The 26,089-nt window shown below is 64.4% G+C and carries 16 protein-coding genes; 13 read left to right on the top strand and 3 right to left on the bottom strand.

Annotation, left to right across the window (positions count from 1 at the left end; genetic code table 11):
• Window positions 1-6 precede the first annotated feature (6 nt).
• From E6B08_RS14665 to E6B08_RS30855, 5 genes are all read left to right on the top strand, one after another.
• Window positions 7-10,986, top strand: a complete 10,980-nt coding sequence (locus E6B08_RS14665; RefSeq protein WP_136914689.1) for an Ig-like domain-containing protein — start codon at window positions 7-9, stop codon at window positions 10,984-10,986.
• 182 nt (window positions 10,987-11,168) lie between these two features.
• Window positions 11,169-12,587, top strand: a complete 1,419-nt coding sequence (locus tag E6B08_RS14660; RefSeq protein ID WP_136914688.1) for a TolC family outer membrane protein — start codon at window positions 11,169-11,171, stop codon at window positions 12,585-12,587.
• Window positions 12,584-14,692 carry a type I secretion system permease/ATPase gene (locus E6B08_RS14655; RefSeq protein ID WP_136914687.1) on the top strand — a complete coding sequence of 703 codons (2,109 nt, stop codon included), beginning with the start codon at window positions 12,584-12,586 and terminating at the stop codon, window positions 14,690-14,692. The genes E6B08_RS14660 and E6B08_RS14655 overlap by 4 nt, the downstream gene beginning before the upstream one ends.
• A complete protein-coding gene (locus tag E6B08_RS14650; protein WP_136914686.1) occupies window positions 14,689-15,933 on the top strand; it encodes an HlyD family type I secretion periplasmic adaptor subunit in 1,245 nt (414 codons plus the stop codon). Before E6B08_RS14655 ends, E6B08_RS14650 begins: the two co-directional genes overlap by 4 nt.
• Window positions 15,934-16,001: 68 nt before the next feature.
• On the top strand, window positions 16,002-16,172 hold the full coding sequence (locus E6B08_RS30855) for a DUF6021 family protein (protein WP_192938667.1): 171 nt from the start codon (window positions 16,002-16,004) through the stop codon (window positions 16,170-16,172).
• A gap of 199 nt (window positions 16,173-16,371) precedes the next feature.
• On the opposite strand, the gene E6B08_RS14645 is transcribed toward E6B08_RS30855, so the two are convergent.
• Both E6B08_RS14645 and E6B08_RS14640 read right to left on the bottom strand, forming a co-directional pair.
• A complete protein-coding gene (locus E6B08_RS14645; protein ID WP_136914685.1) occupies window positions 16,372-16,623 on the bottom strand; it encodes a hypothetical protein in 252 nt (83 codons plus the stop codon).
• Window positions 16,624-16,646: 23 nt separating this feature from the next.
• Window positions 16,647-17,147 carry a DUF4142 domain-containing protein gene (locus E6B08_RS14640; protein ID WP_136914684.1) on the bottom strand — a complete coding sequence of 167 codons (501 nt, stop codon included), beginning with the start codon at window positions 17,145-17,147 and terminating at the stop codon, window positions 16,647-16,649.
• 167 nt (window positions 17,148-17,314) lie between these two features.
• Between E6B08_RS14640 and E6B08_RS14635 the strand changes: the two genes are divergently transcribed.
• From E6B08_RS14635 to E6B08_RS14620, 4 genes are all read left to right on the top strand, one after another.
• Window positions 17,315-17,557 carry a hypothetical protein gene (locus E6B08_RS14635; protein ID WP_136914683.1) on the top strand — a complete coding sequence of 81 codons (243 nt, stop codon included), beginning with the start codon at window positions 17,315-17,317 and terminating at the stop codon, window positions 17,555-17,557.
• Complete coding sequence (xth, locus tag E6B08_RS14630; protein WP_136914682.1) at window positions 17,554-18,348, top strand: exodeoxyribonuclease III; 795 nt, start codon at window positions 17,554-17,556, stop codon at window positions 18,346-18,348. The genes E6B08_RS14635 and xth overlap by 4 nt, the downstream gene beginning before the upstream one ends.
• Window positions 18,349-18,406: 58 nt before the next feature.
• Window positions 18,407-19,993 carry a sensor domain-containing diguanylate cyclase gene (locus E6B08_RS14625; RefSeq protein ID WP_136914681.1) on the top strand — a complete coding sequence of 529 codons (1,587 nt, stop codon included), beginning with the start codon at window positions 18,407-18,409 and terminating at the stop codon, window positions 19,991-19,993.
• A gap of 124 nt (window positions 19,994-20,117) precedes the next feature.
• Window positions 20,118-20,585, top strand: coding sequence for a sterol desaturase family protein (locus E6B08_RS14620; RefSeq protein WP_136914680.1), 468 nt, complete (start codon window positions 20,118-20,120; stop codon window positions 20,583-20,585).
• Window positions 20,586-20,591: 6 nt separating this feature from the next.
• Here the strand turns inward: E6B08_RS14620 and E6B08_RS14615 are convergent, their stop codons facing one another.
• A complete protein-coding gene (locus tag E6B08_RS14615; RefSeq protein WP_136914679.1) occupies window positions 20,592-21,479 on the bottom strand; it encodes a bile acid:sodium symporter family protein in 888 nt (295 codons plus the stop codon).
• A 193-nt stretch (window positions 21,480-21,672) separates the two neighbouring features.
• Between E6B08_RS14615 and E6B08_RS14610 the strand changes: the two genes are divergently transcribed.
• From E6B08_RS14610 to E6B08_RS14595, 4 genes are all read left to right on the top strand, one after another.
• Window positions 21,673-22,551, top strand: a complete 879-nt coding sequence (locus E6B08_RS14610) for a Dyp-type peroxidase (RefSeq protein ID WP_136914678.1) — start codon at window positions 21,673-21,675, stop codon at window positions 22,549-22,551.
• A gap of 82 nt (window positions 22,552-22,633) precedes the next feature.
• Entirely contained in the window at window positions 22,634-23,545 is a 912-nt protein-coding gene (locus E6B08_RS14605) for an aldo/keto reductase (protein WP_136914677.1), read from the top strand.
• A 4-nt stretch (window positions 23,546-23,549) separates the two neighbouring features.
• Window positions 23,550-24,836 (top strand): NTP/NDP exchange transporter, encoded by a 1,287-nt coding sequence (locus tag E6B08_RS14600; RefSeq protein WP_136914676.1) that lies wholly within the window; start codon window positions 23,550-23,552, stop codon window positions 24,834-24,836.
• 72 nt (window positions 24,837-24,908) lie between these two features.
• Window positions 24,909-26,018 (top strand): carboxylate-amine ligase, encoded by a 1,110-nt coding sequence (locus tag E6B08_RS14595; RefSeq protein ID WP_136914675.1) that lies wholly within the window; start codon window positions 24,909-24,911, stop codon window positions 26,016-26,018.
• Window positions 26,019-26,089: the final 71 nt, after the last annotated feature.

Here is a 26,089-nt window from a genome sequence, read left to right as displayed (position 1 = left end):
GCTCCCATGGCCAAGGCAATCGTTGTAATCGACAAGACGACCCACGCATCCACCCAGGTCACCCAGGCTGATCTGACCTTGCGCGCTCCTTCTATCGTCAGGTTGGCGATTGACCGGGATCAGGTTGCCAGCATGGCCCGCGAAGGCGATGCGTTGGTGATCAAGACCCTGGACGGCGAGACCATCGTGATTCGCGGCTTCTTCGGCCAGGCAGGCGAGCCCGACAGTGAGTTGGTGCTGCAGGACAGCGACGGTAGATACTGGCTGGCCGACATCAACGAGACCGGCCCGACACTGGGTGGGTACAGCGAAATAGACACGGTAGAGGCGTTGCTGGTCGCCCAGGGTGGTGAACATGACGCCCTGGCTTGGGTCGCCGGGGGGCTTGCCCTGCTGGCAGGGGGTGTCGCGGCTTCGAGCGGTGGCGGCGGTGGAGGGGGCCACCCTGCGCCGAGCGCCACCTTGCAGGCACCCACTGCCGAGCTGAGCGGCGACACGGCGGGCGGCTTGACCGTCAGCGGCACCACCAGCCCTGGCGCGCAGGTTACGGTGACCTTCCCGGACGGCTCGAAAGCCACCGTGACTGCCGATGCCAACGGCAAGTACCAAGCCAGCGCTTCGTCACCCCAGGGCAGCGGCGAGGTTCACGTGCAGGCCGAAGATGGCCAGGGTAACAGCAGCTCGACCCAGGCCGACTACACCGACGTCAGCCCGCCCGAGGTGCCGAGCATCAACGTATCGGCCAATGCCGACGGCGGTCTGACCGTCACTGGCAGTGCCGAGGCAGGCAGCGTTGTCGTGGTGACCTTCCCCGATGGCAGTCGCGCGACGGCGATCGCTGGCAGCGACGGCAGCTACAGTGTGACCACCCAGGTGCCGCAGACCTCCGGTGATGTCAGCGCCACCGCCACCGATGCGGCGGGCAACACAGGGCCTGCGGGTAGCCTGGCCTATGTCGACAGCACGGCGCCTGAAGCGCCCGTACTGGGTGAAGTCATCACCCACGAAGACGGCAGTATCACCGTGGGCGGCAGCGCAGAGCCTGGCAGCACGGTCACCGTGACCTATCCGGATGGCTCGACCGATACCGTGGTGGCCGGTGAAGACGGCTCCTGGTCGTTGACCTCGCCAGAAGACCAGCCGACTGGCGACGTCAGCGCAACCGCTACCGATGCCGCAGGCAACACGGGTGAAGCAGGCACGCTGGACTACGTCGACAGCACCGCCCCTGAGGCGCCCGTGCTGGACGAAATCGTTACCAACGAAGACGGCAGCATCACCTTGGGCGGCACCGCCGAGCCCGGCAGCACCGTGACCGTGACGTATCCGGACGGCTCGACCGACACCGTGGTGGTGGATGAAAACGGTGGCTGGTCGTTGACCTCGCCGGAAGATCAACCCAGCGGCGAGATCGACGTAAAAGCCTCGGACGAAGCGGGCAACACCAGCGTCTCGACCACTGAGGACTATACCGATACCACCGCACCCGAAGCGCCGAGCGTAATCGTAACGCCCAACGCTGACGGCGGCCTGACCGTGAGCGGCAGCGCCGAGGCCGGCAGCAGCGTGACCGTGACCTTCCCGGACGGCAGCAGCCAAACCGTGACGGCAGGAACCGATGGCAGCTACAGCGCCACCACCGAGGTGCCTCAAACCTCCGGCGAAGTGCGCGCCAGCGCGACCGATGCGGCGGGCAATACTGGGCCTGCAAGCTCCCTGGACTACGTCGACAGCACGGCGCCTGAAGCGCCTGTGCTGGATGAAATCGTCACCAACGAAGATGGCAGCATCACCATCGGTGGTACTGCCGAGCCTGGTAGCACCGTGACCGTGACTTACCCGGACGGCTCGACCGACTCGATCGTTGTCGGTGAAGACGGCACTTGGTCGCTGACCTCGCCAGAAGACCAGCCTTCGGGCGAGGTCGACGCCAAAGCCTCGGACGAAGCCGGCAATACCAGCGCCTCGACCAGCGAAGACTATAGCGACACCACGGCGCCTGAAGCGCCAAGCGTGATCGTCACGGTTAATGCCGACGGCGGCCTGACCGTCACCGGCAATGCCGAGGCGGGCAGCAGCGTCACCGTGACCTTCCCGGACGGCAGCAGCCAAACCGTGACCGCAGGTTCCGACGGCGGCTACAGCGCGACCACCGAGGTTTCACAAACCTCTGGCGAAGTCAGCGCCACCGCCACCGATGCCGCCGGCAACACGGGTGCCGCGGGCACGCTCGACTATGTCGACAGCACCGCCCCAGAGGCGCCCGTGCTCGATGAGATCATCACCAACCAGGATGGCAGCATCACCGTCGGTGGTACTGCCGAGCCTGGTAGTACGGTCACCGTGACCTATCCGGACGGCACGACCGACTCGATCGTTGCCGATGAAGACGGTGCCTGGTCGCTGACCTCGCCAGAAGACCAGCCTTCGGGCGAGGTCGAGGTCAAAGCCTCGGACGAAGCCGGCAACACCAGCGCTTCGACCACCGAAGACTATAGCGACACCACGGCGCCTGAAGCGCCCAGCGTGATCGCCACGCCCAATGCCGACGGCGGCCTGACCGTCACCGGCAGTGCCGAGGCGGGCAGCAGTGTGACCGTGACCTTCCCCGATGGCAGCAGCCAAACTGTGCTCGCCGGTACCGACGGCAGCTACAGTGCGACCACTTCTGTGCCACAAACCTCCGGCGAAGTGAGTGCCAGCGCCACCGATGCGGCTGGCAACACAGGTGACGCGGGCACTCTGGCCTATGTCGATATCACCGCGCCAGAGGCGCCGAGCGTCATTGTCTTGGCCAACGATGACGGGGGTCTCACTGTCACTGGCAATGCTGAACCTGGCAGCACGGTGACTGTAACGTTCCCCGACGGCAGCACCGCCACGGCGAGCGCGGATGCCGATGGCAGCTACAGCGTGACCACCTCGGTGCCGCAGACCACTGGCGAGGTGAGCGCCAGCGCGACCGATGCCGCCGGCAACACGGGCGATGCGGGTACCCTGGACTATGTCGACAGCACCGCCCCTGAGACACCCGTGCTGGATGAAATCATCACCAACGAAGACGGCAGCATTACCGTCGGCGGTACCGCCGAGCCCGGTAGCACGGTCACCGTGACCTACCCGGACGGCTCGACCGACACCGTGGTGGCGGGTGAAGACGGGACTTGGTCGTTGACCTCGCCAGAAGATCAGCCGAGCGGCGAAGTCGAGGTCAAAGCCTCGGACGAAGCGGGCAACACCAGTGCCTCGACTACCGAGGATTACGCCGATACCACAGCGCCCGACGCGCCGAGCGTGATCGGCACGCCAAACGCCGATGGTGGCCTGACCGTGACGGGCAGCGCCGAGGCGGGCAGCAGCGTCACAGTGACCTTCCCGGATGGCAGCAGCCAAACCGTGACCGCCGATGCCGATGGCTCCTATAGCGCGACCACCGAGGTGCCGCAAACGTCCGGCGAAGTCAGTGCCAGCGCCACCGATGCGGCTGGCAATACCGGGCCGGCTGGCACCCTGGACTATGTCGACAGCACCGCTCCCGAGGCTCCTGTGCTGGATGAAATCATCACCAACGAGGATGGCAGCATCACCGTTGGCGGCACCGCCGAGCCGGGCAGCACCGTGACCGTGACCTACCCGGACGGCTCGTCCGACACCGCCGTTGCCGGTGAAGACGGTACCTGGTCGTTGACCTCGCCAGAAGATCAGCCGAACGGTGAAATCGATGTCAAAGCCTCGGATGAAGCGGGCAACACCAGCGCCTCGACCACCGAAGACTATAGCGATACCACGCCGCCAGAGGCCCCCACGGTCACTGTCACGCCGAACAGCGACGGCGGCCTGACGGTCAGCGGTAGCGCCGAGGCAGGCAGCAGCGTCACCGTGACCTTCCCGGACGGTAGCACCGACACCGTGATGGCGGATTCCGATGGCAGCTACAGCGCGACCACTTCGGTGCCGCAAACTTCCGGCGAAGTGAGCGCCACCGCGACCGATGCGGCAGGCAACACAGGGCCTGCGGGTAGCCTGGCCTATGCCGACAGCACCGCGCCTGAGGCGCCCGTGCTCGATGAGATCATCACCAACGAGGACGGCAGCATCACCGTCGGCGGCACTACCGAGCCTGGGAGCACTGTCACCGTGACCTACCCGGACGGCTCGACCGACACCGTGGTGGCGGGCGAAGACGGTGCCTGGTCGCTGACCTCGCCGGAAGATCAACCCAGCGGTGAGGTGGACGTCAAAGCCTCTGACGAAGCCGGTAACACCAGCGCTTCGACCACCGAAGACTACAACGACACCACGGCGCCTGAAGCGCCCAGCGTGATCATCACGCCCAACGCCGATGGCGGCCTGACCGTTACCGGCAATGCCGAAGCAGACAGCAACGTGACCGTGACCTTCCCGGATGGCAGTAGCCAAACCGTGACCGCAGGTTCCGACGGCAGCTACAGCGCGACCACTTCGGTGCCGCAAACTTCCGGCGAAGTGAGCGCCAGCGCGACCGATGCGGCAGGCAACACAGGGCCTGCGGGTAGCCTGGCCTATGCCGACAGCACCGCGCCTGAGGCGCCCGTGCTCGATGAGATCATCACCAACGAGGACGGCAGCATCACCCTCGGCGGTACTGCCGAGCCTGGCAGCACTGTAACCGTCACCTACCCGGATGGCTCGACCGATACCGTGGTGGCGGGCGAAGACGGCGCCTGGTCGTTGACCTCGCCGGAAGACCAACCCAGCGGTGAAGTCGATGTGAAAGCTTCGGACGAAGCCGGTAATACCAGCAGCTCGGCCACTGAGGACTACACCGACACGACCGCACCCGAAGCGCCGAGCGTGATCGTCACGCCAAACGCCGACGGCGGCCTGACCGTGACCGGTAGTGCCGAGGCGGGCAGCAGCGTCACCGTCACTTTCCCCGATGGCAGCAGCCAAACCGTGACCGCAGGTTCCGACGGCGGCTACAGCGCGACTACCTCCATACCGCAAACCTCCGGTGAGGTGAGTGCGACCGCCACCGATGCCGCGGGCAACACGGGTGAAGCGGGCACGCTGGACTACGTCGACAGCACCGCCCCTGAGGCGCCCGTGCTGGATGAAATCATCACCAACGAAGACGGCAGCATCACCGTTGGCGGCACCGCCGAGCCTGGCAGCACCGTGACCGTGACGTATCCGGACGGCTCGACCGACTCGATCGTTGCCGGCGAAGACGGCACCTGGTCGTTGACCTCGCAGGAAGACCAACCCAGCGGCGAGATCGATGTCAACGTCTCGGACGAAGCGGGCAACACCAGTGCTTCGACCACTGAGGACTACAGCGACATCACCGCCCCCGAAGCGCCGAGCGTGACCGTCACACCTAATGCCGACGGGGGGCTGACCGTCACTGGCACTGCCGAAGCCGGCAGCAGCGTGACCGTGACCTTCCCGGACGGCAGCAGCCAAACCGTGACCGCAGGTTCCGACGGCGGCTACAGCGCGACCACCGAGGCTCCCCAAACCTCTGGCGAAGTCAGCGCCGCCGCGACCGATGCGGCGGGCAACACCGGGCCTGCGGGCAGCCTGGACTATGTCGACAGCACCGCGCCTGAGGCTCCCGTGCTGGATGAAATCATCACCAATGCAGATGGCAGCATCACCGTCGGCGGCAGCGCCGAGCCCGGCAGCACCGTGACTGTCACCTACCCAGACGGCTCGACCGACACCGTGGTGGCAGATGAAGACGGCACCTGGTCAATGACTTCGCCGGAAGATCAACCGAGCGGTGAAGTCGAGGTCAACGCCTCGGACGAAGCCGGTAACACCAGCGCCTCGACCACTGAGGATTACACCGACACTACTGCACCCGAGGCCCCTAGCGTGATCGTCACGCCAAACGCCGACGGCGGCCTGACCGTGACCGGCAGTGCCGAGGCGGGCAGCAGCGTGACCGTGACCTTCCCAGATGGCAGCAGCCAGACCGTGACTGCAGACGCGGAGGGTAACTACAGCGCGACCACCTCCGTACCTCAGACGTCTGGCGAGGTGGGCGCAAGCGCGACCGATGCCGCTGGCAACACGGGGGACGCGGGCACGGTGGCCTATGTCGACAGCACCGCCCCAGAGGCGCCCATGCTCGATGAGATCATCACCAACGAGGATGGCAGCATCACCGTCGGCGGTACCGCCGAACCTGGCAGCACGGTCAACGTGACCTATCCGGATGGCTCGACCGACACCGTAGTGGCAGACGAAAACGGTACCTGGTCGCTGACCTCGCCAGTAGACCAGCCCACAGGTGAGGTGGACGTGAAAGCGACGGACGAGGCGGGCAATACCAGTGCCTCGGTGACCGAGGACTACAGCGACACCACGCCGCCAGAAACCCCGACTGTCGATGTCACGGCCAATGCCGACGGCGGCCTGACCGTGAGCGGCAACGCCGAGCCTGGCACCAGCGTGACCGTGACCTTCCCCGATGGCAGCACCGGAACGGTGACAGCCGATGCCGATGGCAGCTACAGCGTCACCACCTCGGTGCCGCAAACCAGCGGTGAAGTGAGCGCCAGTGCGACCGATGCTGCAGGCAACACCGGCGACGCGGCCAGTGTCGACTATGTCGACAGCTGGGCGCCGCAAGTGCCGGTGCTGGATGAAATCATCACCAACACCGATGGCAGCATCACCGTCGCTGGTTCGGCAGAGCCGGGCAGCACGGTGACCGTGACCTACCCCGACGGCAGCACCGACTCGGTCCTGGTGGGCGAGGATGGCGCGTGGTCGCTGACTTCGCCGGAAGATCAACCCACCGGTGAGGTGGCGGTCGAAGCCAAGGATGCAGCGGGCAATACCAGCGCCCCGGTGACCCAGGACTACACCGATATCACCGCACCAGAGGCCCCGACGATCAACATCCAGGCCAACGATGACGGCGGCCTGACCGTCACCGGCAACGCTGAACCTGGCAGCATGGTGACCGTGACCTACCCGGACGGCAGCACCGAGACCGTTACCGCCGATGCCGATGGCAGCTACAGCGCGACCACGTCGGTACCGCAAACCTCCGGTAACGTCAGCGCCAGCGCGACGGATGCGGCGGGCAATACCGGCGACGGCACCACCGCCGATTATGTCGACGGCACCGCGCCATTGGCCCCGAGCGTGGTGGTCAATGCCAATACCGACGGCACCCTGGTGGTCAGCGGCAGCGCCGAAGCCGGCAGCGAGGTCACCGTGACCTTCCCCGACGGCTCCAAGCAAACCGTCACCGCCAACGCCGCCGGCGGTTATAGCGTCACCAGCGCCAGTGCCCAAGGCAGCGGAGAGGCATTTGCCGTGTCCAGCGATGCCGCCGGTAACAGCAGCGCCAGCAGCAGTGTGCACTACGCCCTGGCGACCATCAGCGCGGTCTCGGCCGATGCCGGCGTGGACGGTGATTTCATCACCAACGACAACAGCCTGCTGGTGACCGTCACTCTCGATGGCCAGCTCAACGCCGGGGACACCGTGCAGGTCTCGCTCGATGGCGGCAACACCTGGCACGACGCCGTGGCGCAAGGCGACGGCACCTATGTGTTCGACAACAGCGCCAGCGAGCTGGGCGATGGCACCTACGTGTTCATGGCTCGGGTCCTCGGTAGCGAAGGCAACGCAAGCCTGGCCGGCACCCAAGCGGTGGAAATCGACACCCAAGGGCCGTCCGCCAGCCTGACCATCACCTTCGACGGTATCAGCGACGACAACGGCTACCTGAGCGGCGACTATGTCACCAACGACAGCAGCCTGGGCTTCCATGGCACCCTCAGCGAGCCCCTGGGTGACGGCGAGCGGGTGCAGATCAGCCTCGATGGCGGTGCCACCTGGCAGGACGCTGAAGTCGACAGCGGCACCTGGAGTTTCGACAACACTGGTGTGGAACTGGCCGATGGCGATTATGACGTGCAGGTGCGGGTGGTCGACGAAGCCGGGAACCTGGGCAACAGCGCCAGCCAGAAGGTCGTGATCGATACCGAAGGGCCCAGCGCCGAGCTGTCCATCACCCTGGATGCCATCAGCAGCGACAGTGGCGCCCTGGGTGACGACCTGATCACCAGCGACAACACCCTGGTGTTCTCCGGAAGCCTCAGCGCCGAACTTGGCGAAGGCGAGGGCGTGGAAATCAGCCTGGACAACGGCCTGACCTGGTACCGCGCCTCTGTCGACGGCACCGGCTGGGTCTACGACCACCAAGGCCAGGTACTCGCCGATGGCCAGTACACCGTACAAGTGCGCGTGGTGGACGACGCTGGCAATATCGGCCAGACCAACTCGCGCGACGTCGTCGTCGATACCGAGGCGCCAGCCTTCACTGACGCGATCATCGACCTGGACGACAGCAGCGATAATGGCAGCAGTGCCAGCGACAACACCACCAGCGTGATCACACCGAGCATCACCGGCACCATCACGGGGCTCAATGCCGCCGACAGCGAAGCCGCGGCGGCAGGCAAGATCACCGTCACGCTGTTCGACGACATCAACGGCAACGGCCGCTACGACGACGGTGACGTGCTGTACGCCGAAGGCCTCACCCTCGATGCCAATGGTGTGTTCACCGCGACCCTGCCATCGCTGGTCGACGGCAGCTACAACATCAAGGCGGTTCTGGTCGACGATGCCGGCAACCAATCGGTGGCCGGGATGCTCGACGGCTCGGAAGATGCCCGCTTGGTCATAGACACCGAGGGCACCGCTTCGGTGGCCGCCAGCACGCAATCGGCCGACGGCCTGGGCCTGTCGATGTCAGCGATCGGTGACGTCAACGGCGATGGGTACGTCGACTACGTGGTATCGGCGCCGCACAGCATCTACGGTTCGACGGCGGCGTACGGATCGGATATCTACGTGCTTTACGGCAACGTCAACGGTATTCCCTCGCTGTCGAGTATCGACAATCTCACGCCGGAGCAGGGTTTCCGGATTACCCAGAGCGGCGTCACCGGTACCGGCGGCGACACAGGCATCCAGGGCAAGCTGGTCACCGCCCTGGGCGACATCAACGGCGACGGCTACGACGATTTCGCCATCGCTTCGACGCTGAACGACCGCACCTATGTGATTTTCGGCGGTGAGAACACCAATCTGGCCACCCTCGACCTGACCACCCTGGAGAACGGCGCCACCTCGGCCGGCTTCGTGATCAAGAACTACAACACCGGTGGTTGGTCATCGAACAGCGTTACCGGCGGCGATATCAACGGCGACGGCTATGCCGACCTGATCATCGGTTCGGCGGCGGGTAACGGTGGCAACGGCATGTACGTGGTGCTTTACGGCCACGCCGGTGCGGCCGGCAGTGCCGAATGGGGCAACCTGCTGCTGAGCAACTACGTCAGTGACAGCAATCCGGGCGGCCTGTTCTACGCCACCGGCACGACTTCGTCGACGCTGGGCAGTAGGGTCGAGAATCAGACCAATATCCGCACCACGTATACGGCCGATGGCGCCAGTGACCTGGGTACCACAGTGAAGGTGATCGGTGACGTCAATGGCGACGGCTACGCTGACTACATCGTGACTGCGCCACGGTCCAACGGGCTGACGGGTAGCACCATCACCAACAGCGGTACCGCTTACCTGATCTGGGGCAGCGCCGAGGGCTTGGGCGACAGCTACAACCTGGCCAACCTGACCAGCGACCAAGGTGTGCGTTTGGTCGGCAGCCAGACGGGTGAATGGCTGGGCGGCGCCACCGTGGACTCCGGTGGCACCGCGCAGAACGCCGGGCAGTGGTACGCGATGTTCTCCAACATCCAGAACATCGGTGACATCAACGGCGACGGCATCGAGGACTTCGCCATCGGCTCGCCCGGCTGGGGCGACTCGGCCGCCGATACTACAGGCCCGGGCCGGGTCTATGTGATCTACGGCAAGCAAGCGGGAGAAACCTGGACCGACATCAACCTCGGCAACCTGAGCGCCAGCCAAGGCTTCATTATCTCCAGCAGCAGCAACGGCACGGCGATTTCAGGCTCGGTGACCACCGCCGACGGCCAGCTCGGCTATGCCATCAGCGCCGGAGGCGACGTCAACGGCGACGGCATCGACGACTTCCTGATCGGCATGCCCGGCTACGACGACGGCGTTACCAACCGCGGCGCGGTGTACCTGGTGTATGGACGTGCCGACGGTAGCTTCGACCTGAACACCGACCTGGACGCCCTGGTGGCCTCCGGTCAGGCGATCCAGTACCTGGGTTTGAACGCCAACGACTATGCCGGCACCGGTCTGGCCATGGGCGACTGGAACGGCGACGGCATCGCCGACTACGGCTACGGCGTGTGGCAGAGCGACAGTGGCGCCACCAATGGCGGTGCGTTCAACATCTACACAGGCTCGATCGCCTTGCTGACCCACAGCTACACGGTCGGTGACGACGAACTCTGGGCGGGTTCCACCAGCCTGGGAGCGGCCACCAGCGTCGATGGGGTGGATATTCTCAGCGGCGGCCAGGGCAACGACATCATCCATGGCATCGGCACCGACACCACCGGCACCACCGATACCAGCGTGCAGCACGACGTGGCCATGGGCGGGGCAGGCGATGACACCATCGGCCTGGTCGGTACCACCTTCACCCGTGTGGATGGCGGGCTCGGAGTGGACACATTGCTGTTCGAAAGTGGTGGCCACGCGCTCAACCTCACCGAGTACGGCACCCGGGTCAAGGGCTTCGAGATCTTCGACCTGGGCAGCAGCGAGGCGGGCAGCGGTAACAACACGCTGAGCCTGCGCCTGGCCGATGTGCTCAGCCAGGTCGATACCAAGGACGACGGCCTCGGCAACCTGACGATCAAGGGCGACAGCACTTCGACTGTCGACCTTGCCGAAACGGTCGGCGAGGGTGGCTGGGCGGTCAGCGGCAGCACCACCGTGGACGGTGTCGCCTTCGACATCTGGCACAACGCGACGATGGGCAGCAACACCAACGCCGACCTGCTGATCCAGCACGGCATCAACGTGGTCTGAGCCCAGTACCGCGTCCTTTGCGCCCGGCCTCGTGCCGGGCGCTTTCTTTTAAGAAACGTCTGATTTAGGCGTAAGACAAGCCCTCAGATAATCACCGTGACGATCGGGCCGAGCCAACGGCCTTCTTCTTCTGCAGGCCGTTTCCAGTCGCCTGCGCCTCTACACACTCCGGGAGGCCCTCGGTGAACGATCGAATACTCAAACCCCTGGCCTGGCTGTGCCTGGCCGGCCTGTCCAGCGCCACGCTGGCGGCCAGCGACGACGGCTGGTTCGGCGCGCGTAGCCCCGAGCAGCGAAGCCTGGCACCCAGCCAACTGGTCGAACAGACCGGTGGCCAACGGCACAACCCCGAACTCGACGAACCGGCAGCGCAACACCTGCTGGACATCAACCAGGCAGTGCATCGTGCCGTCAATCGCCACCCCTCCATCGCCGACGCCATCGCCACCCTGGCGCAACAAGGCGATGGCATCGCCATGGCGCGCTCCGGCTACTACCCACAAGTGAAGGCAGGCGTGGGCTATGGCGACACCACCCACACCGGCACCAGCCAGACCGCTACGCTCTCCGCCTCGCAGATGCTCTATGACTTCGGCAAGGTGGCAGGCTCGGTCAGCAACGCCGAAGCCCAGTCACGCCGGCAACAAGCGGTAGTGCTCAAGCAGATCGACCAGATCGCCCGGCAAACCGCCGAGGCCACCATCGACGTGCAACGCTACCGGCTGCTCGGGCGCATCGCCGACGAACAGGTCAGCACCATGGAGCGCATCCATGCCATGACCCAGGATCGTGCCGGGGCAGGGGTGACCAGCCGTTCCGATCCGATCCAGGCGCTGGCCCGGGTCGATGCCGCGCGGGCCAACCAACTGTTGCTGCGCGCCCAATATCAGCAGGCCCTGCAGCGCCTGCGCACGCTGGTAGGCGGTCCGGTTTCCGGAACCATCGGCGCGCTGTCCGATAACCAGGCAGCGGCGGTCGATCTGAGCTGGCGGCTGGACACCAGTCTGTTGCCCGACGTGCTGATCGCCGAGGCCGAGCGCCAAGGCGCCGAGGCGCAACTGCGCCAGGCCAAAGCCAGCATGCGCCCCTCGGTGAGCCTTGACGCCGGCAGCACCAAGGCGCTGAGCGGGGACAACCCGACCACCTACGAACGCCACGGCACCAACAACAGCGTCAGCATCAACCTGACCCAGCCGCTCTATCAGGGCGGCGGCCTGCGCGCCCAGCAGCGCGCTGCGTACAACGGCCTGGAAGCGGCGCGTCAACGCAGCGAAGACGCCCGCCTGACCGCAAGCGACCAGATCCGCATCCTGCGCGAGCAGATTACCGGCAACCGGGCCCGACTGGGCGTGCTCGGCAGCCGGCAACGCGGGCTCAACGAGTCGCGCGAACTGTACCGCGACCAATACAAGCTCGGCACCCGCTCGATCCTCGACCTGCTCAATACCGAGCAGGAGTACTACCAGGCGTTATCCGACGTCGAAACGGTCCGTCATGACCTCTGGATGGGCTTGGTCGGGGTGGTTGACGCCCAGGGCCGCAGCCGCGAGTTCTACGGCCTCAACAACACCACCGTGCAAGGAATGGAGGTACTGCCATGAGCCTGCCCGCGCAAACTGAACGCTGGCTCGATGCCATGCTCGCCGTGGCCCGTCACTACGGGATCGGCGTCTCCGAAGAGGGCACGCGCGTGGCGCTGGCCTGGGAGGAGGGCGGTTCGGCCGATCTACAGCTGCTGCACATGGCCAAGAGCCTGGGCCTGGCGCTGCGCTTCAGCAACTTGTCGTTGCAACAGCTCGACACCTGCCGGCTACCGCTGGTGGCGGAATTGGACGGCGGCAGCATCTGCGTGGTGCAGGCCGTCGACGGCGAAGGCAATGCCGGCGTGCTGTTCAGTGGCGACAAGGGGCTGGAAACCCGAATCAGCATCGATGAACTGCGCCGCCGCGTACGCCGCGTGGCGATCCTGCGTCCTCAGGTAGCAGTGGCCGATGCCCGGGTCGACGAATACATCCGGCCTTTCCGGCGCAACTGGTTCTGGAACATCGCCCTGCGCGACTGGAAGCGCTATGGCGACATCATGCTGGCGTCGTTGGGCGCCAACGTCCTGGCCCTGGCCGGGGTGATCTTCTCCATGCAGGTCTATGACCGCGTGGTCCCTGCCAACTCCGAGGCGACCCTGTGGGTACTGTTCGGTGGGGTGATGCTGGCGATTCTCTTCGAGTTCTCCCTGCGGGTGGCTCGAACGCATATTTCCGACACCATCGGCAAGCGCGCCGACCTGCGGATCTCCGACATGGTCTTCGGCCGAGCCTTGCGCCTGCGCAACTCGGCGCGCTCACGCTCGACCGGGACGTTCATCTCGCAGTTGCGCGAGACCGAGCAGGTCCGCGACCTGTTCAGCTCGACCACGGTCGCTGCGGTGGCTGACTTGCCGTTCTTCCTGTTGTTCGTGGCGGTGCTGTGGATGGTCGGTGGGCCGCTGGTATTCGTCGCCCTCGGTGCCATCCCGCTGCTGGTGATTCCGGGCCTGCTGGTGCAGAAACCCCTCGAGCGCTTGTCCAACGAAGGCATGCGCGAATCGGCGCTGCGTAACGCGATGCTGGTGGAAGCTGTGCAGGGCATCGAGGACATCAAGCTGCTGCGCGCCGAGTCGCGCTTCCAGAACCAGTGGAACAACACCAATGACGTGCTGGCCAACGTCGGTATGCGTCAGCGCTTCTTCACCAGCCTGCTGATGAGCTGGACCCACGAGGTACAGGGGGTGGTCTACGCCCTGGTGCTGGCCCTGGGTAGCTACCTGGTGATGCAGGGCGACATGACCACCAGTGCCTTGGTGGCCTCATCGATCCTCGCTTCGCGGATGATCTCGCCGCTGGCCCAGATGGCCTCGATCTTCGCCCGCTGGCAAGCGGCCAAGGTCGCTCGCAAGGGACTCGACGAAATCATGAGCCGGCCGGTCGACCAACCGGACAACAGTCGGCGCCTGCACCGTGCCGCGCTCAATGGCAACTACCTGCTCGACGATGTCCGGTTCCGCTACAACGACACGGCCAAGCGCGCCGCGCTGCAAGTATCGGAGTTGCGTATCCGGGCGGGTGAGAAGGTGGCGGTCATCGGGCGCATCGGCTCGGGCAAGTCCACATTGCTCAACCTGCTGGCGGGCATGCACTTCCCTGAGCGTGGTCAGGTTTCGCTGGACGGCGTCGACCTGTCATTACTCGATACCGCCGACGTGCGCCGCGATGTGGCCATGCTGACCCAGGGGGCGCACCTGTTCTACGGCACCGTGCGCGAAAACATCCTGCTCGGCGCACCGATGGCCAGCGACGCCATGATCATGCAGGCGTTGGCGCTGTCCGGAGCCTTGCCGTTCGTGCGCAACCTGCCGGACGGGCTCGACGAGCTGATCCTTGAAGGTGGCCAGGGGCTTTCCGGCGGCCAGCGCCAGACGCTGCTGCTGGCCCGCACGATCATCCGCAACCCCTCGGTATTGCTCCTTGACGAGCCGACCGCCAACTTCGATGAAATGACCGAACGCCAAGTCATCGATGCCCTGGGCCCGTGGATGAAACCACGCACCCTGGTCGTCGCCACCCATCGCATGCCCGTACTCAAGTGGGTTGACCGCATCATCGTCATCAATGATGGCAAGGTGGTGATGGACGGCCCTAAAGAAGATGTCATCAAGGAGCTGAGCAAATGAACGACCAGTCGCTCTCAGTGGCCACTACCCAGGCAACGCCTCCGGCAATCGTCGGCAGGCCCGCCGCCGCGCCTGACCGGCGCCGCATTGCCAGCCCCGCCGAGCCTGCGCTGCCGCGTTCGAGCCTGGTGGTCTGGCTGATCGCCGCGCTGCTCGGCGCCTTTACCCTCTGGGCCAGCCTGTTCTCGCTCGATGAGGTCTCCACCGGCAGCGGCAAGGTCGTGCCGTCCTCGCACGAGCAGATCATCCAGTCGCTCGAAGGTGGCATCCTGGTGTCGTTGAACGTGCAGGAGGGCGACCTGGTGGAGGCTGGCCAGGTACTGGCCCAGCTGGACCGCACCCGTAGCGAGTCGGCGGTGCAGGAAAGCGCCTCGCGCATGCTCGCCGCCAAGGCCGAGGCCGCTCGCTTGTATGCTGAGGTCAACGATACGCCGTTGAGCTTCCCCGAGGACGTGCAGGCATTTCCCAACCTGGTTGCCAGCGAAACCGCGCTCTACAAGTCGCGCAAGGAAAGCCTGGCGAAGAACCTGGCCGGTATCGCCGAAGCAGTGACCCTGGTGCGCCGCGAACTGGCCATGACCCAACCACTGGTGGCGCGCGGCGCGGCCAGCGATGTAGAAGTCCTGCGCCTGCGCCGCCAGGCCAACGAACTGGAGCGCAAGGCCACCGAAATGCGCAGTGAGTACGTGGTCAAGGCGCGTGAGGGCCTGGCCAAGGCCAATGCCGAGATCGCCGCGCAAAGCTCAGTGACTCGCGGGCGGTCGGACGCGCTCAACCGCACCACCTTCAATTCGCCGGTGCGCGGCATCGTCAAGGACATCGAAGTGTTCACCGTCGGTGGGGTGATCCCGCAGAACGGCAAACTGATGGAAATCGTGCCGGTGGACGAAAAGCTGCTGGTCGAGGCGCGGATCTCGCCGCGCGATGTCGCCTTCATTCGCCCCGGGCTGGACGCCACGGTCAAGGTCAGCGCGTACGATTACTCGATCTATGGCGGGCTGCACGGCAAGGTCACGACGATATCGCCAGATACCATCCAGGATGAGGTCAAGCGTGAGGTGTACTACTACCGGGTGTTCATACGCACCGACGTCGATCACCTGAGCAACGACAACGGCGAGCGCTTCAACATCGTGCCGGGCATGGTCGCCACCGTCGATATCAATACCGGCAGCAAGACCGTTCTCGATTACCTGCTCAAGCCATTCAACAAGGCGCGGGAGGCATTGCGCGAGCGCTGAGGGAAATAAATCAAACTTCCGAGGTCTTTGGGTGTTCTTCCATAGACACTTGCAAGGGAGAAAACAGCATGTCCAAGCCCGACCAGCGCCCAGCATCACCCCAGGGCCCGCATTCCTCGGAACAGGCCGACAAAGAGGCAGACCTGGGCTTCGATCCCGATTCGCCAGACCTCGAAGACCCGCAAGTGGATCCCCAGGGGCCGGCGAAGCCGCCACGGGATGAGGAAAAACAGAAGTAGGAGAAGGGCCGCTCAAGCGGTAACGCTGTTCACTTGAGCTCGACATCGCCGGTATTGGGGCCGCTTTGCGGCCCATCGCGACACAAGGCCGCTCCCACAATGACCGTGGAAACCCGTATCTAGTGGGCAAGCACGGACAATGTGGGAGCGGCCTTGTGTCGCGATGGGCTGCGTAGCAGCCCCCGCATTCTGCCTCTTTTCAGTTGTCCAACTGCTTCGCAGCCTCCACACCCGCTGAAGACAACTTGATCGGGTAGCTGACGCTGATCTGGTGCTGGTCGTCCACGCTGACGTGGGCGCCCTGGATCAGGCCATGTTCCTGCAGCGTCTTGAGCATGCCGGCGACGGCTTTCTCGCCGCGATAGTTGTCCAACACCTCCTTGCCCAACCCTTCGGGGTGGGCATGCAGCAGGCGGGTGAGGATTTCCGCACGCAGTGCTTCGTTACTCATATCGGGCCTCTGTGGGTGTCAGATCACTTGCCGTGCTTGGCTTGCAGCTCTTTGGCATGCTGCAGGTGCTGCTCCAGCTTGGGCAGGGTTTCGCTGGCGAAGGCCTTCAACTCGGCCTTGTCGGACGAACTCGCCTCTTTCTTGAACAGCTCGACCGCTTTTTCGTGGGCGTCGACCTGGTTGTTGATATACGACTTGTCGAACGACTCGTCGCGCCATTCCAAGATCACCTTCTTGACCTTGTCGGTCAGCGCGGCTTCGTCGGGGACTTCGATGTCCAGCTTGCGGGCGATATCGGCGAGTTTCTGGTTGGCCTGGGTATGGTCGGTGACCATTTGCTGGGCAAAGGTCTTGATCTCGCCGTTCTGGCTTTTCTCCTGGGCCAGCTTGCCGGTGACGATCTCGGCGATGCCCGACTCGGTCGCGGCATCGACGAAATCATCCGAGGAGGCTGCCATGGCTTGCCAGGAAGCCATGCCCAGTACCATCGACAGGCCGACGCGCTTGATGAAGAGATTGCTCATGTCCCACTCCTTATTAGGTTGGCGCGACTTCAGTGTCGCGTACGCTGTTGAGCCGAGGCGCTGGGTAAAGGTTTAATTTTTCTGCGCAGGCGTCAGCTGTGTTGCGGTTGAACGTTGTGCCAGAAACGGGCTCACACATTCAAAGGCATGGAAAAGGACCATGATCCATGAGCATCGAACGCACTATTCCCGAGCTTGCGGCCTGGTACGCCCAGTACGACGACATCAGCTATCGGCGTGAGTCGCCGGATGCCTACCACCATGAGTTGCTGTGCACCGCCGAAGCCCTGCGCGACGACGGCACCATCGACTGGGACGACTGGTTGGCCCTCAAGACCCTGGCCGACCAGGCCCATGTGCATGCTCTGAAAGACGCGGTGCAAGCCCACGTCGACGACCCTGACGCATGAAAGCGCTGAAGATCGCCACGTTCAACATCAACGGCATCCGCAGCCGGCTGCCGGCACTGCTCGCCTGGCTGGCGCGCGAACAACCGGACATTGCCTGCCTGCAGGAGTTGAAGGCGCCCGACCAGCAATTCCCACGCGCCGAGCTGGAAGCAGCGGGGTATGGTTGCCTGCATCACGGCCAGCCGTCCTGGAACGGGGTGGCCATTCTTGCCCGTGGCGGTGAGCCTCTGGAGGTGCGCCGGGGCTTGCCGGGTATGGAGGATGACGAGCAGAGCCGCTATCTTGAAGCTGCCGTGCACGGCGTGTTGGTCGGTTGCCTGTATTTGCCCAACGGCAATCCGCAACCTGGGCCAAAGTTCGACTACAAGCTGCGCTGGTTCCAGTGCCTGATCGAGCATGCTCGCGGGCTGCAGGCCAGCGAGCACCCAACGCTGCTGGCGGGCGATTTCAACGTAGTGCCGACCGACCGCGACATCTACGACCCGAAGTCGTGGCGCAAGGACGCCTTGCTGCAACCTGAGTCGCGCGCGTGCTACCAGCAGTTGCTGGAGCAGGGTTGGACCGATGCCATCCGCCACCTGCACCCGGAGGCGCAGGTGTATACCTTCTGGGACTACTTTCGCAATCACTGGGCGCGTAACGCCGGATTGCGCATCGACCACCTGCTCCTCAACCCAACGCTGGCCGCCTACCTGAAGGCCGGGGGCGTGGACGCCTGGGTGCGTAATGAACACAAGGCCAGTGACCATGCACCGGTGTGGATCGAACTGGGCACACGAAAACGACACTGACTGGCTGGACTATAGTCACAGGCGGAAAACGCTCGCTGGCAAGGGATTTGACATTCGCATGTGCGCAGCCAGAAAAGATGATGACGATGTGCCGTTGGCGATCAGCGGCGAGGGACGCGCCGTGGCGTTGTTTCGCCTGGTGCTGACGTTCATGGCCGTGGTTCTGCTGACATTCCTGGCGGTAGAGGGCTGGCGGATCTGGCGTGACTACCGCCAGGAGTTCACCGATGCCGAAAGGGTGGTCAGCAATCTCGCCAGGGCCAGCGCCCAGCATGCCGAGGATGCCATTCGCCAGGTCGATGCGATAACTGCGGCCCTGACCGAACGCTTGGAGGGCGACGGCCTCGCCCATCTCGACCGGTCCCGCCTGCACGCTTTGTTAGCCCAACAAAAGGCGATAATGCCGCAACTGCATGGCTTGTTTGTATATGGCGCGGACGGTAGCTGGCTGGTCAGCGACGAAGCCAACATACCGGCCGACGCCAACAATGCCGACCGCGATTATTTCATCTACCACCGCACCCACACCGACCGTGACATCCATATCGGCTCTGTGGTGCGCAGCCGCACCAGCAGTGACCTGATCATTCCGATTTCCCGGCGCCTGGACAATCCTGACGGGACATTCGCCGGCGTACTGCTGGGCACCATCAAGGTGCAGTGGTTCGTCGACTACTACGGTGGATTCAAAATCGATGAAAGCGGTGCGCTGGTGCTGGCCAAGCGGGATGGAACGGTCCTGGTACGTCGGCCGTTCGTCGAGGATGTGGTGGGCGAGAGCCTGGCCGACAGCGAGATCTTCCGCAACCAGCTGCCCTATGCCAGCGAGGGCATCGTCGAAGCGGTCGCGGTGATCGATGGCACCACGCGGCTGTATGCCTACCGTGCCCTAAATAGCTACCCGGTGGTTGCCGAAGCGGGCCTGTCGCGTGACTCGATCATCGCCCCCTGGCGGCATGATGCAATCAAGACCATCGCCGTGCTGGTATTGCTGCTGGTGGGTCTGGCCGTGTTCGGCTGGGTGGTGCTGCGTCAGTTGCGCGAGCGTATCGTCATCGAACGCGCCTTGCACCAGGCCAACCAGACGCTGCAGGCCATGGCGCTGACCGACAGCCTGACCCGGCTGGGCAACCGTCGGCGCCTCGATGCGGTGTTCGAGGCGGAGCTCAAGCGCGCCCGCCGGCACGATTACCCGGTAGCCCTGGTGATGCTCGACCTCGACCACTTCAAGCTCTACAACGATCGCTACGGCCACCCCATGGGGGACCAATGCCTGCGGCGGGTCGCCGAGCTATTGCAGCAGGCGCTCAAGCGCCCGGCGGACCTGGCCGTGCGCTACGGCGGCGAGGAGTTCACCTTGTTGCTGCCGGACACCGATGGCCACGGCGCGGAACTGATCGTTCAGGACATCCAGGCACAGCTCAGGCGCCAGGGCATCGAGCACGCCGCCAGCGCGCTGGGCGTGGTCTCGATCAGCGCTGGCATCGCCGCGTGTCGGCCAGGCCAGGAGGCGGTAAGCCCGGAAGCACTGATCGCCGCCGCCGACGAGGCGTTGTACCAGGCCAAGCGACAGGGGCGTGATGGCTACACCGTGGCCAAGGGCTTGGCCGGCGTGGTTGCCGCGCCGCCGCAGGGAGGCGCATAGGGTCAAGGCCGCGAACATGACAATGCCTTCATCGACAAAGCCATGCAGACGATCACGCCTGCGTGGCATTGCGTGCGGGTAATCGGTACTCTTGCGGCAATCTTAACCGCTGCCGGACCGTTACATGCTGTTCAACCTCACCGTACTGTGCGCCACCCTGGTGGCCATGGAAGGTGTCGGCACGCTGGCCCACAAGTACATCATGCATGGCTGGGGCTGGTGGCTGCACCGTTCGCACCACGAGCCGCACCTGGGCGTGCTCGAGACCAACGACCTGTACCTGGTGGCCCTGGCGCTAATCGCCGCGGCCCTGGTGGCGCTGGGCAAGGCAGGCTATGCCCCGTTGCAGTGGGTTGGCGCAGGCGTTGCCGGTTATGGCGTTCTGTACGTGTTGGCCCACGACGGTTTTTACCACCGCCATTGGCCACGCAAGCCGCGGCCGTTGAACCGCTACCTGCAAAGGCTGCATCGCGCCCATCGGCTGCATCATGCCATCAAGGGGCGCACCGGCAGCGTGTCGTTCGGTTTTTTCTACGCACCGCCCCTGGCTGTGCTCAAGCGCCAGTTACGCAGGCGACGCGGACAGGGCTGACCGGTGTTACAACGACCGCGCCGGCACTTCGGCGCGGCTCGCCCGGCTGACCCACCAGCCGAATCCTGCTGCCGTGAAGAACATGATCAGGCTGTACAGCGCTGCCGGCACTGCCATGGTGGCGTTGTTCAACAGTGACGGGCTCAGCGCCAGGGCGATCGCCAGCGTACCGTTGTGGATGCCGATCTCCATGCCGATGGCGATGGCCTGGCGTTTGGGAATGCTCAGCATCCGTGGCACCCAGTAGCCGACTCCCAGGCTGATCAGGTTGAACAAGAGGGCCGCCAGGCCCACCACCGGGGCATATTCAAGCACCGTCTGCCAATCCTTGGCCAGCGCCAGAACGATAGTGAACGCCAGGAACAACGCGGCCACCAGTTTCATCGGTTTTTCCATGCGAGCAGCGAAATGCGGCGCCCAGTGTCGGATCAGCATGCCCAGCGCCACTGGCAGCAGGACGATGGCGAACACCTGCATGACCTTGGCGAACTGCAGGGGAATGGCCTGATCCGAAGCCATGAACGACATCAGCGAAAGGTTGACCAACAGCGGCATGGTGAGGATGGCGATCAGCGAGTTGACTGCCGTGAGGGTGATGTTGAGCGCCACGTCGCCGTGGGCCAGGTGGCTGAACAGGTTGGCGGTGGTGCCCCCTGGCGAAGCGGCGAGCAGCATCAGCCCCACCGCCAGGGCAGACTCCAGGCCAAAGCCATTGGCGATCAGGAAGCACACCAGCGGCAACAGCACGATCTGGCAGGCCAGCCCGATGACCACCGGCTTGGGGTACTTCACTACCCGGGCGAAGTCGGCCAGGGTCAGGGACAAACCCAGCCCTAGCATGATGATGCCCAAGGCCAGGGGCAGGAAGGCGGTGAGCAGCGGCGAGGCAGTCATGGGGCGGTCTCTGGGCGGAGGGTTTGCAGCAGTGTAGGTCGGTCGGGAGCAGGTATTGGTGGCCTGAGGCCAGGCGTTGGTAACCTTTTGTTACCGTGCTTGGGTTTTCTCGCTTTGCGGCAAAAGGCGGCTTGACTGGTCAACGACGCCTGGGCGCAGTAGCATTCTCGCTTTTGCCGAGGATTCGCCTGTCATGCCGTACCAGCAAGGTCTGCTTGCCACCCCGGTGCCGGTTCACGCCCGCCACCTGTTCTTCGCCATCGAGTCGCTCGACGGCCTACCTGCAGCCTTGCAGGCTCTGCAAGCCGAGGTCGATGGCCGCAGCCTGAGCCTGGGTATCGGCGCGCCACTGGCCAAGGCCCTGGGGCGGGAAATCGAAGGGCTCCGGCCGTTTCCGCAACTGGACGCGGTGGTGGAGAACCCCAGCACCCAGCACGCCCTGTGGCTGTGGCTGCGCGGCGAGGAACGTGGCGATCTGTACCTGCGTGCCCAGGCGCTGGAGCAACTGCTGAGCCCGGCGCTGCGTCTTGTAGACCATGTCGATGGCTTCCTGCACCGAGGCGGGCATGACCTTACCGGCTATGAAGACGGCACCGAAAACCCCCGGGACGATGACGCTGTCGAAGCCGCTATCGTCGCAGGCGACGCCGCAGGCCTTGCCGGCTCGAGCTTCGCCGCCGTGCAACTGTGGAAGCACGACCTCAATTACTTCAAGTCCCTGCCGCAACCCGAGCAGGACGACATCATCGGTCGCCGCCTGAGCGACAACGAAGAACTCGAGCATGCGCCGGAGTCCGCCCACGTCAAGCGCACCGCCCAGGAAAGCTTCAGCCCCGAGGCGTTCATGGTGCGCCGTTCGGTGTCCTGGGCCGATACCCGTGGCGCGGGCCTGGCCTTCGTCGCCCTGGGTCGTTCGTTCGATGCGTTCGAGATCCAGTTGCGACGCATGAGCGGCCTGGAAGACGGCGTCATCGACGCCTTGTACCGCTTTAGCCGACCGCTGACCGGCGGCTACTACTGGTGCCCACCCATGGCCAACGAGCGTATCGACCTGCAACGACTGCTGGGCTAAACATCCAGATACAGAATCTCGCGGCGGTGCGGGCTAGGCGGGCTAGCCTTGAAAGTTTCCGAATGATGACGGGAGCTTTGCCATGTACGCACGCCGTGATGTCCTACGCGCTGCTGCGACCTTGGGGATGTTGGCGGCAGTCAGTCCCTGGTTGCAGGCGGCCACCCCCGTCGGTCTCCTGACCCGCGCCATCCCGTCCACCGGCGAAGCGTTGCCGGTGATCGGTGCAGGTACCTCCGGCAGCTTCGAGGTCGAGCCGGGCTCGGACCAGTACCAACAGCTCAAGGACGTGCTGAAAGCCTTCTTCGATGGCGGTGGCAAGGTCATCGACACCTCACCCAACTACGGTGGCGCCGACGCGATTCTCGGCCAGTTGCTGGAGGAGGGCGGTTGGCACGCACGCTGCTTCCTCGCCACCAAGATCGCCGCCGACAGCCTGGACGACGCCAAGGCCCAGTGGGCCGGTAGCCTCAAGAGCCTGCGCACTGACAAGGTCGACCTGTTGCAGGTGCACAATCTGCGTGATTGGCGCACTCAGTTGCCCTACGCCCGCGAACTCAAGCAGCAGGGCAAGGCCCGTTACATCGGCATCACCCATTACCTGGAAAGCGGCCAGGACGACGTGGCCCGCATCGTCCGCGCCGAAGCCCTGGATTTCGTCCAGATCAACTACTCGGTCAATGCGCCACAGGCCGCTCGCGAACTGTTGCCGCTGTGCCAGGAAAAAGGCGTGGCGGTATTGATCAACCGGGCCTTCGACGACGGCCGTCTGTTCGCCAAGGTCAAGAATCAAGCACTGCCCGGCTGGGCTTCAGAGGCCGGGATCGGTAGCTGGGCGCAGCTTTTTCTCAAGTTCGCCATCAGCCACCCGGCGGTGACCACCGTGATACCGGCCACCAGCCGCCCGGATCGGCAACTGGATCAGCTCAAGGCCGGCCATGAACCCTTGCTCAGCCCGGCGCAGCAGCAGGCGCTGATCAAGCAGTTCGGTTGAGCCCATGGGCCACTGGCGGCAGCGTCTGCTACGGGGCCTGAACCTTGAGCCAGGTGAAGGCCCGGCGGTGGCTGCCGGCTTGGCGCTGTTCTATTTGCTGTTCAGCGGCTACTTCATGTTGCGGCCGGTGCGCGAGACCATGGGGGTGGCGGGGGGTGTGGACAACCTGCAATGGCTGTTCACCGGCACATTCATCGCCACCCTCGCTTGCCTGCCGCTGTTCGGCTGGCTGGCGAGCAAGGCCCGGCGCCGGCAGATCCTGCCATGGACGTACGGCTTTTTCGCCAGCAACCTTTTGCTGTTCGCCTTTCTGTTCCAACGCGACCCCGAGCACATCGGCTATGCACGGGCGTTCTACATCTGGCTTTCGGTGTTCAACCTGCTGACCATTTCATTGGCCTGGAGCGTGCTGGCCGATCTGTTCTCGCCAGAGCAGGGCAAGCGCCTGTTCGGCCTGCTTGCTGCCGGGGCCAGCCTCGGCGGCTTGAGCGGGCCTATCTTCGGCACGCTGTTGGTGGCGCCTCTGGGCCATGCCGGGCTGCTGGTGCTGGCGGCGCTGGCGTTGCTCGGCGCTATCGGCGCGACCCTCTACCTGCAGCGCTGGCGCAGCAGGCAACCGCAGGCGCACATCGAGGCGCAATCCACCAGCCGGCCCTTGGGCGGCAACCCGTTCGCCGGCGCCAGTGCGGTACTGCGCTCGCCTTACCTGATGGGTATTGCCCTGTTCGTGGTGTTGTTGGCCAGCGTCAGTACTTTCCTGTATTTCGAGCAGGCGCGGGTGGTCAGCGAGACGTTCAGCGATCGCACCCGGCAGACCCAGGTGTTCGGCCTGATCGACACCGTGGTGCAAGCCCTGGCGATCCTCACCCAGGTGTTCATCACCGGCCGCCTGGCCCGGCGCCTGGGCGTAGGGGTGTTGCTGGTCGCGGTACCGCTGGTGATAGCGCTGGGCTTCCTGTGGCTGGCCCTGGCTCCGGTGTTTGCCGTGTTCGTGGTGGTGATGGTGGTGCGTCGGGCCGGGGAGTACGCACTGGTACGCCCTGGGCGGGAGATGCTGTTCACCGTGCTGCCCGCCGAAGACAAGTACAAGGCCAAGAACTTCATCGACACCGTGGTCTATCGCGGTGGCGATGCGCTGAGCGGGTGGGTCAAGCGCGGCCTCGATGTGCTCGGGGAGCACCCGCAGCTGGCAATGGCCATTGGCGCGCTGATCGCCTTGGGCTGGGGCGTAACCGGGGGCTGGCTGGGGAGGCGTCAGCGACAATTGGAAGCGTCGCGGGAGCGGACCTGACATTTCTGCCAGTTGTGAACAGCACGGCAAACCTCCCCAATGGGTGTGCACGCCCAGCCCAGGAGGGACAGCATGCGCACACCATTCACCTTTGGGATGGAGGAAGAGTACCTGCTGGTCGACCTGGATACCGGGCAGGTGATCGCCAGACCCAAGGCCGCTGTCATACAGCGCTGCCGTGAAGTCATAGGTCCAACGTTTTCAGAAGAATTGCTGCGCAGCCAGATCGAGGTTTCTTCACCGATATTCGTTGAGCTGGCCGAGGCGAGCGAGTTCTTCCAGACCACCAGGCAGTGTCTGATCAAGGTGCTCGCAGCAGATGGCATCGCCCTATATTGCGCGGGCAGCCATCCCATGGCGCGCTGGTCAAACCAACAGGTCAGCGCGCCTGGCCATTACCAGCAGTTGGCCCTGGATTATCGCCAGGTTGCCCAGCGTAGTCTGGTAAATGGACTTCATATTCATGTCGGTATTTCCGATGTCGATCGGATGCAGTTGATCAACCGGAGGTTGTTGCAATGGCTACCTCTGCTACAGGTGTTGAGCACTTCGTCACCGTTCTGGTGCGGCAAACATTCCGGATACATGAGCTATCGGCGGATCAGCTACAGGGAATGGCCAAATGCCGATATGCCTGAGCCGTTGGACAATTGGCTCGCTTATCAGCGATATGAAGCCTTTTTCCAGCGATGGGATGACCAGCGTGACCATTTACGCTGGCTCATCCGACCCTCCCGACACTTTCCGACCCTAGAGCTGCGCATCTGCGACGCCTGTCCAAGATTGGAAGACGGTCTTTGTATCGCTGGTCTGTTTCGGCATCTGGTCGAGCAATGCGCGCGGCGCCCACTGCCGGCAGGCCCGAATCCGCCAGAGCTACGCTGGGCTACCCAGGAAAACCTCTGGCGCGCCGCCCGTTTCGGCTCGCATGGAGACTTCATCGTTCCAGGGGAACAGGACACGCTCGACGCTCACGGCTGGCTGGGACTTTTGCAAACTCAATATCCCGCCGACACCGACGATAGCGAACGCGCGTTCGCCCATGCCCACCGAATAATCGATCAGGGCACCAGTGCTCATCATCAGCTCGACGCCTACAAGCAGGCCAAGGCCCAGGACCTGAGCGACGCCCAAGCTCTCAGGGCAGTTGTCGAGCAGGTCCTGGCGCAGACCCGAGTCTAGGAAGCTGTCGCACCAAATACACCCCTAGCCGGTATTTAACGCCGCCGGTCCGGACTCAGCGCAATAAACCG

It is taken from the genome of Pseudomonas putida (assembly GCF_005080685.1).
Taxonomy (GTDB): Bacteria; Pseudomonadota; Gammaproteobacteria; order Pseudomonadales; family Pseudomonadaceae; genus Aquipseudomonas; species Aquipseudomonas putida_V.
This window is presented reverse-complemented; position numbering and strand designations above follow the sequence as displayed.

Bases quoted from the DNA above. Each gene is read 5' to 3' on its own strand.
- E6B08_RS14665 (WP_136914689.1), top strand. From the start codon at position 7: ATGGCCAAGGCAATCGTTGTAATCGACAAGACGACCCACGCATCCACC.
- E6B08_RS14655 (WP_136914687.1), top strand. From the start codon at position 12,584: ATGAGCCTGCCCGCGCAAACTGAACGCTGGCTCGATGCCATGCTCGCC.
- E6B08_RS14650 (WP_136914686.1), top strand. From the start codon at position 14,689: ATGAACGACCAGTCGCTCTCAGTGGCCACTACCCAGGCAACGCCTCCG.
- E6B08_RS30855 (WP_192938667.1), top strand. From the start codon at position 16,002: ATGTCCAAGCCCGACCAGCGCCCAGCATCACCCCAGGGCCCGCATTCC.
- E6B08_RS14645 (WP_136914685.1), bottom strand. From the start codon at position 16,623: ATGAGTAACGAAGCACTGCGTGCGGAAATCCTCACCCGCCTGCTGCAT.
- E6B08_RS14640 (WP_136914684.1), bottom strand. From the start codon at position 17,147: ATGAGCAATCTCTTCATCAAGCGCGTCGGCCTGTCGATGGTACTGGGC.
- E6B08_RS14635 (WP_136914683.1), top strand. From the start codon at position 17,315: ATGAGCATCGAACGCACTATTCCCGAGCTTGCGGCCTGGTACGCCCAG.
- xth (WP_136914682.1), top strand. From the start codon at position 17,554: ATGAAAGCGCTGAAGATCGCCACGTTCAACATCAACGGCATCCGCAGC.
- E6B08_RS14625 (WP_136914681.1), top strand. From the start codon at position 18,407: ATGTGCGCAGCCAGAAAAGATGATGACGATGTGCCGTTGGCGATCAGC.
- E6B08_RS14620 (WP_136914680.1), top strand. From the start codon at position 20,118: ATGCTGTTCAACCTCACCGTACTGTGCGCCACCCTGGTGGCCATGGAA.
- E6B08_RS14615 (WP_136914679.1), bottom strand. From the start codon at position 21,479: ATGACTGCCTCGCCGCTGCTCACCGCCTTCCTGCCCCTGGCCTTGGGC.
- E6B08_RS14610 (WP_136914678.1), top strand. From the start codon at position 21,673: ATGCCGTACCAGCAAGGTCTGCTTGCCACCCCGGTGCCGGTTCACGCC.
- E6B08_RS14605 (WP_136914677.1), top strand. From the start codon at position 22,634: ATGTACGCACGCCGTGATGTCCTACGCGCTGCTGCGACCTTGGGGATG.
- E6B08_RS14600 (WP_136914676.1), top strand. From the start codon at position 23,550: ATGGGCCACTGGCGGCAGCGTCTGCTACGGGGCCTGAACCTTGAGCCA.
- E6B08_RS14595 (WP_136914675.1), top strand. From the start codon at position 24,909: ATGCGCACACCATTCACCTTTGGGATGGAGGAAGAGTACCTGCTGGTC.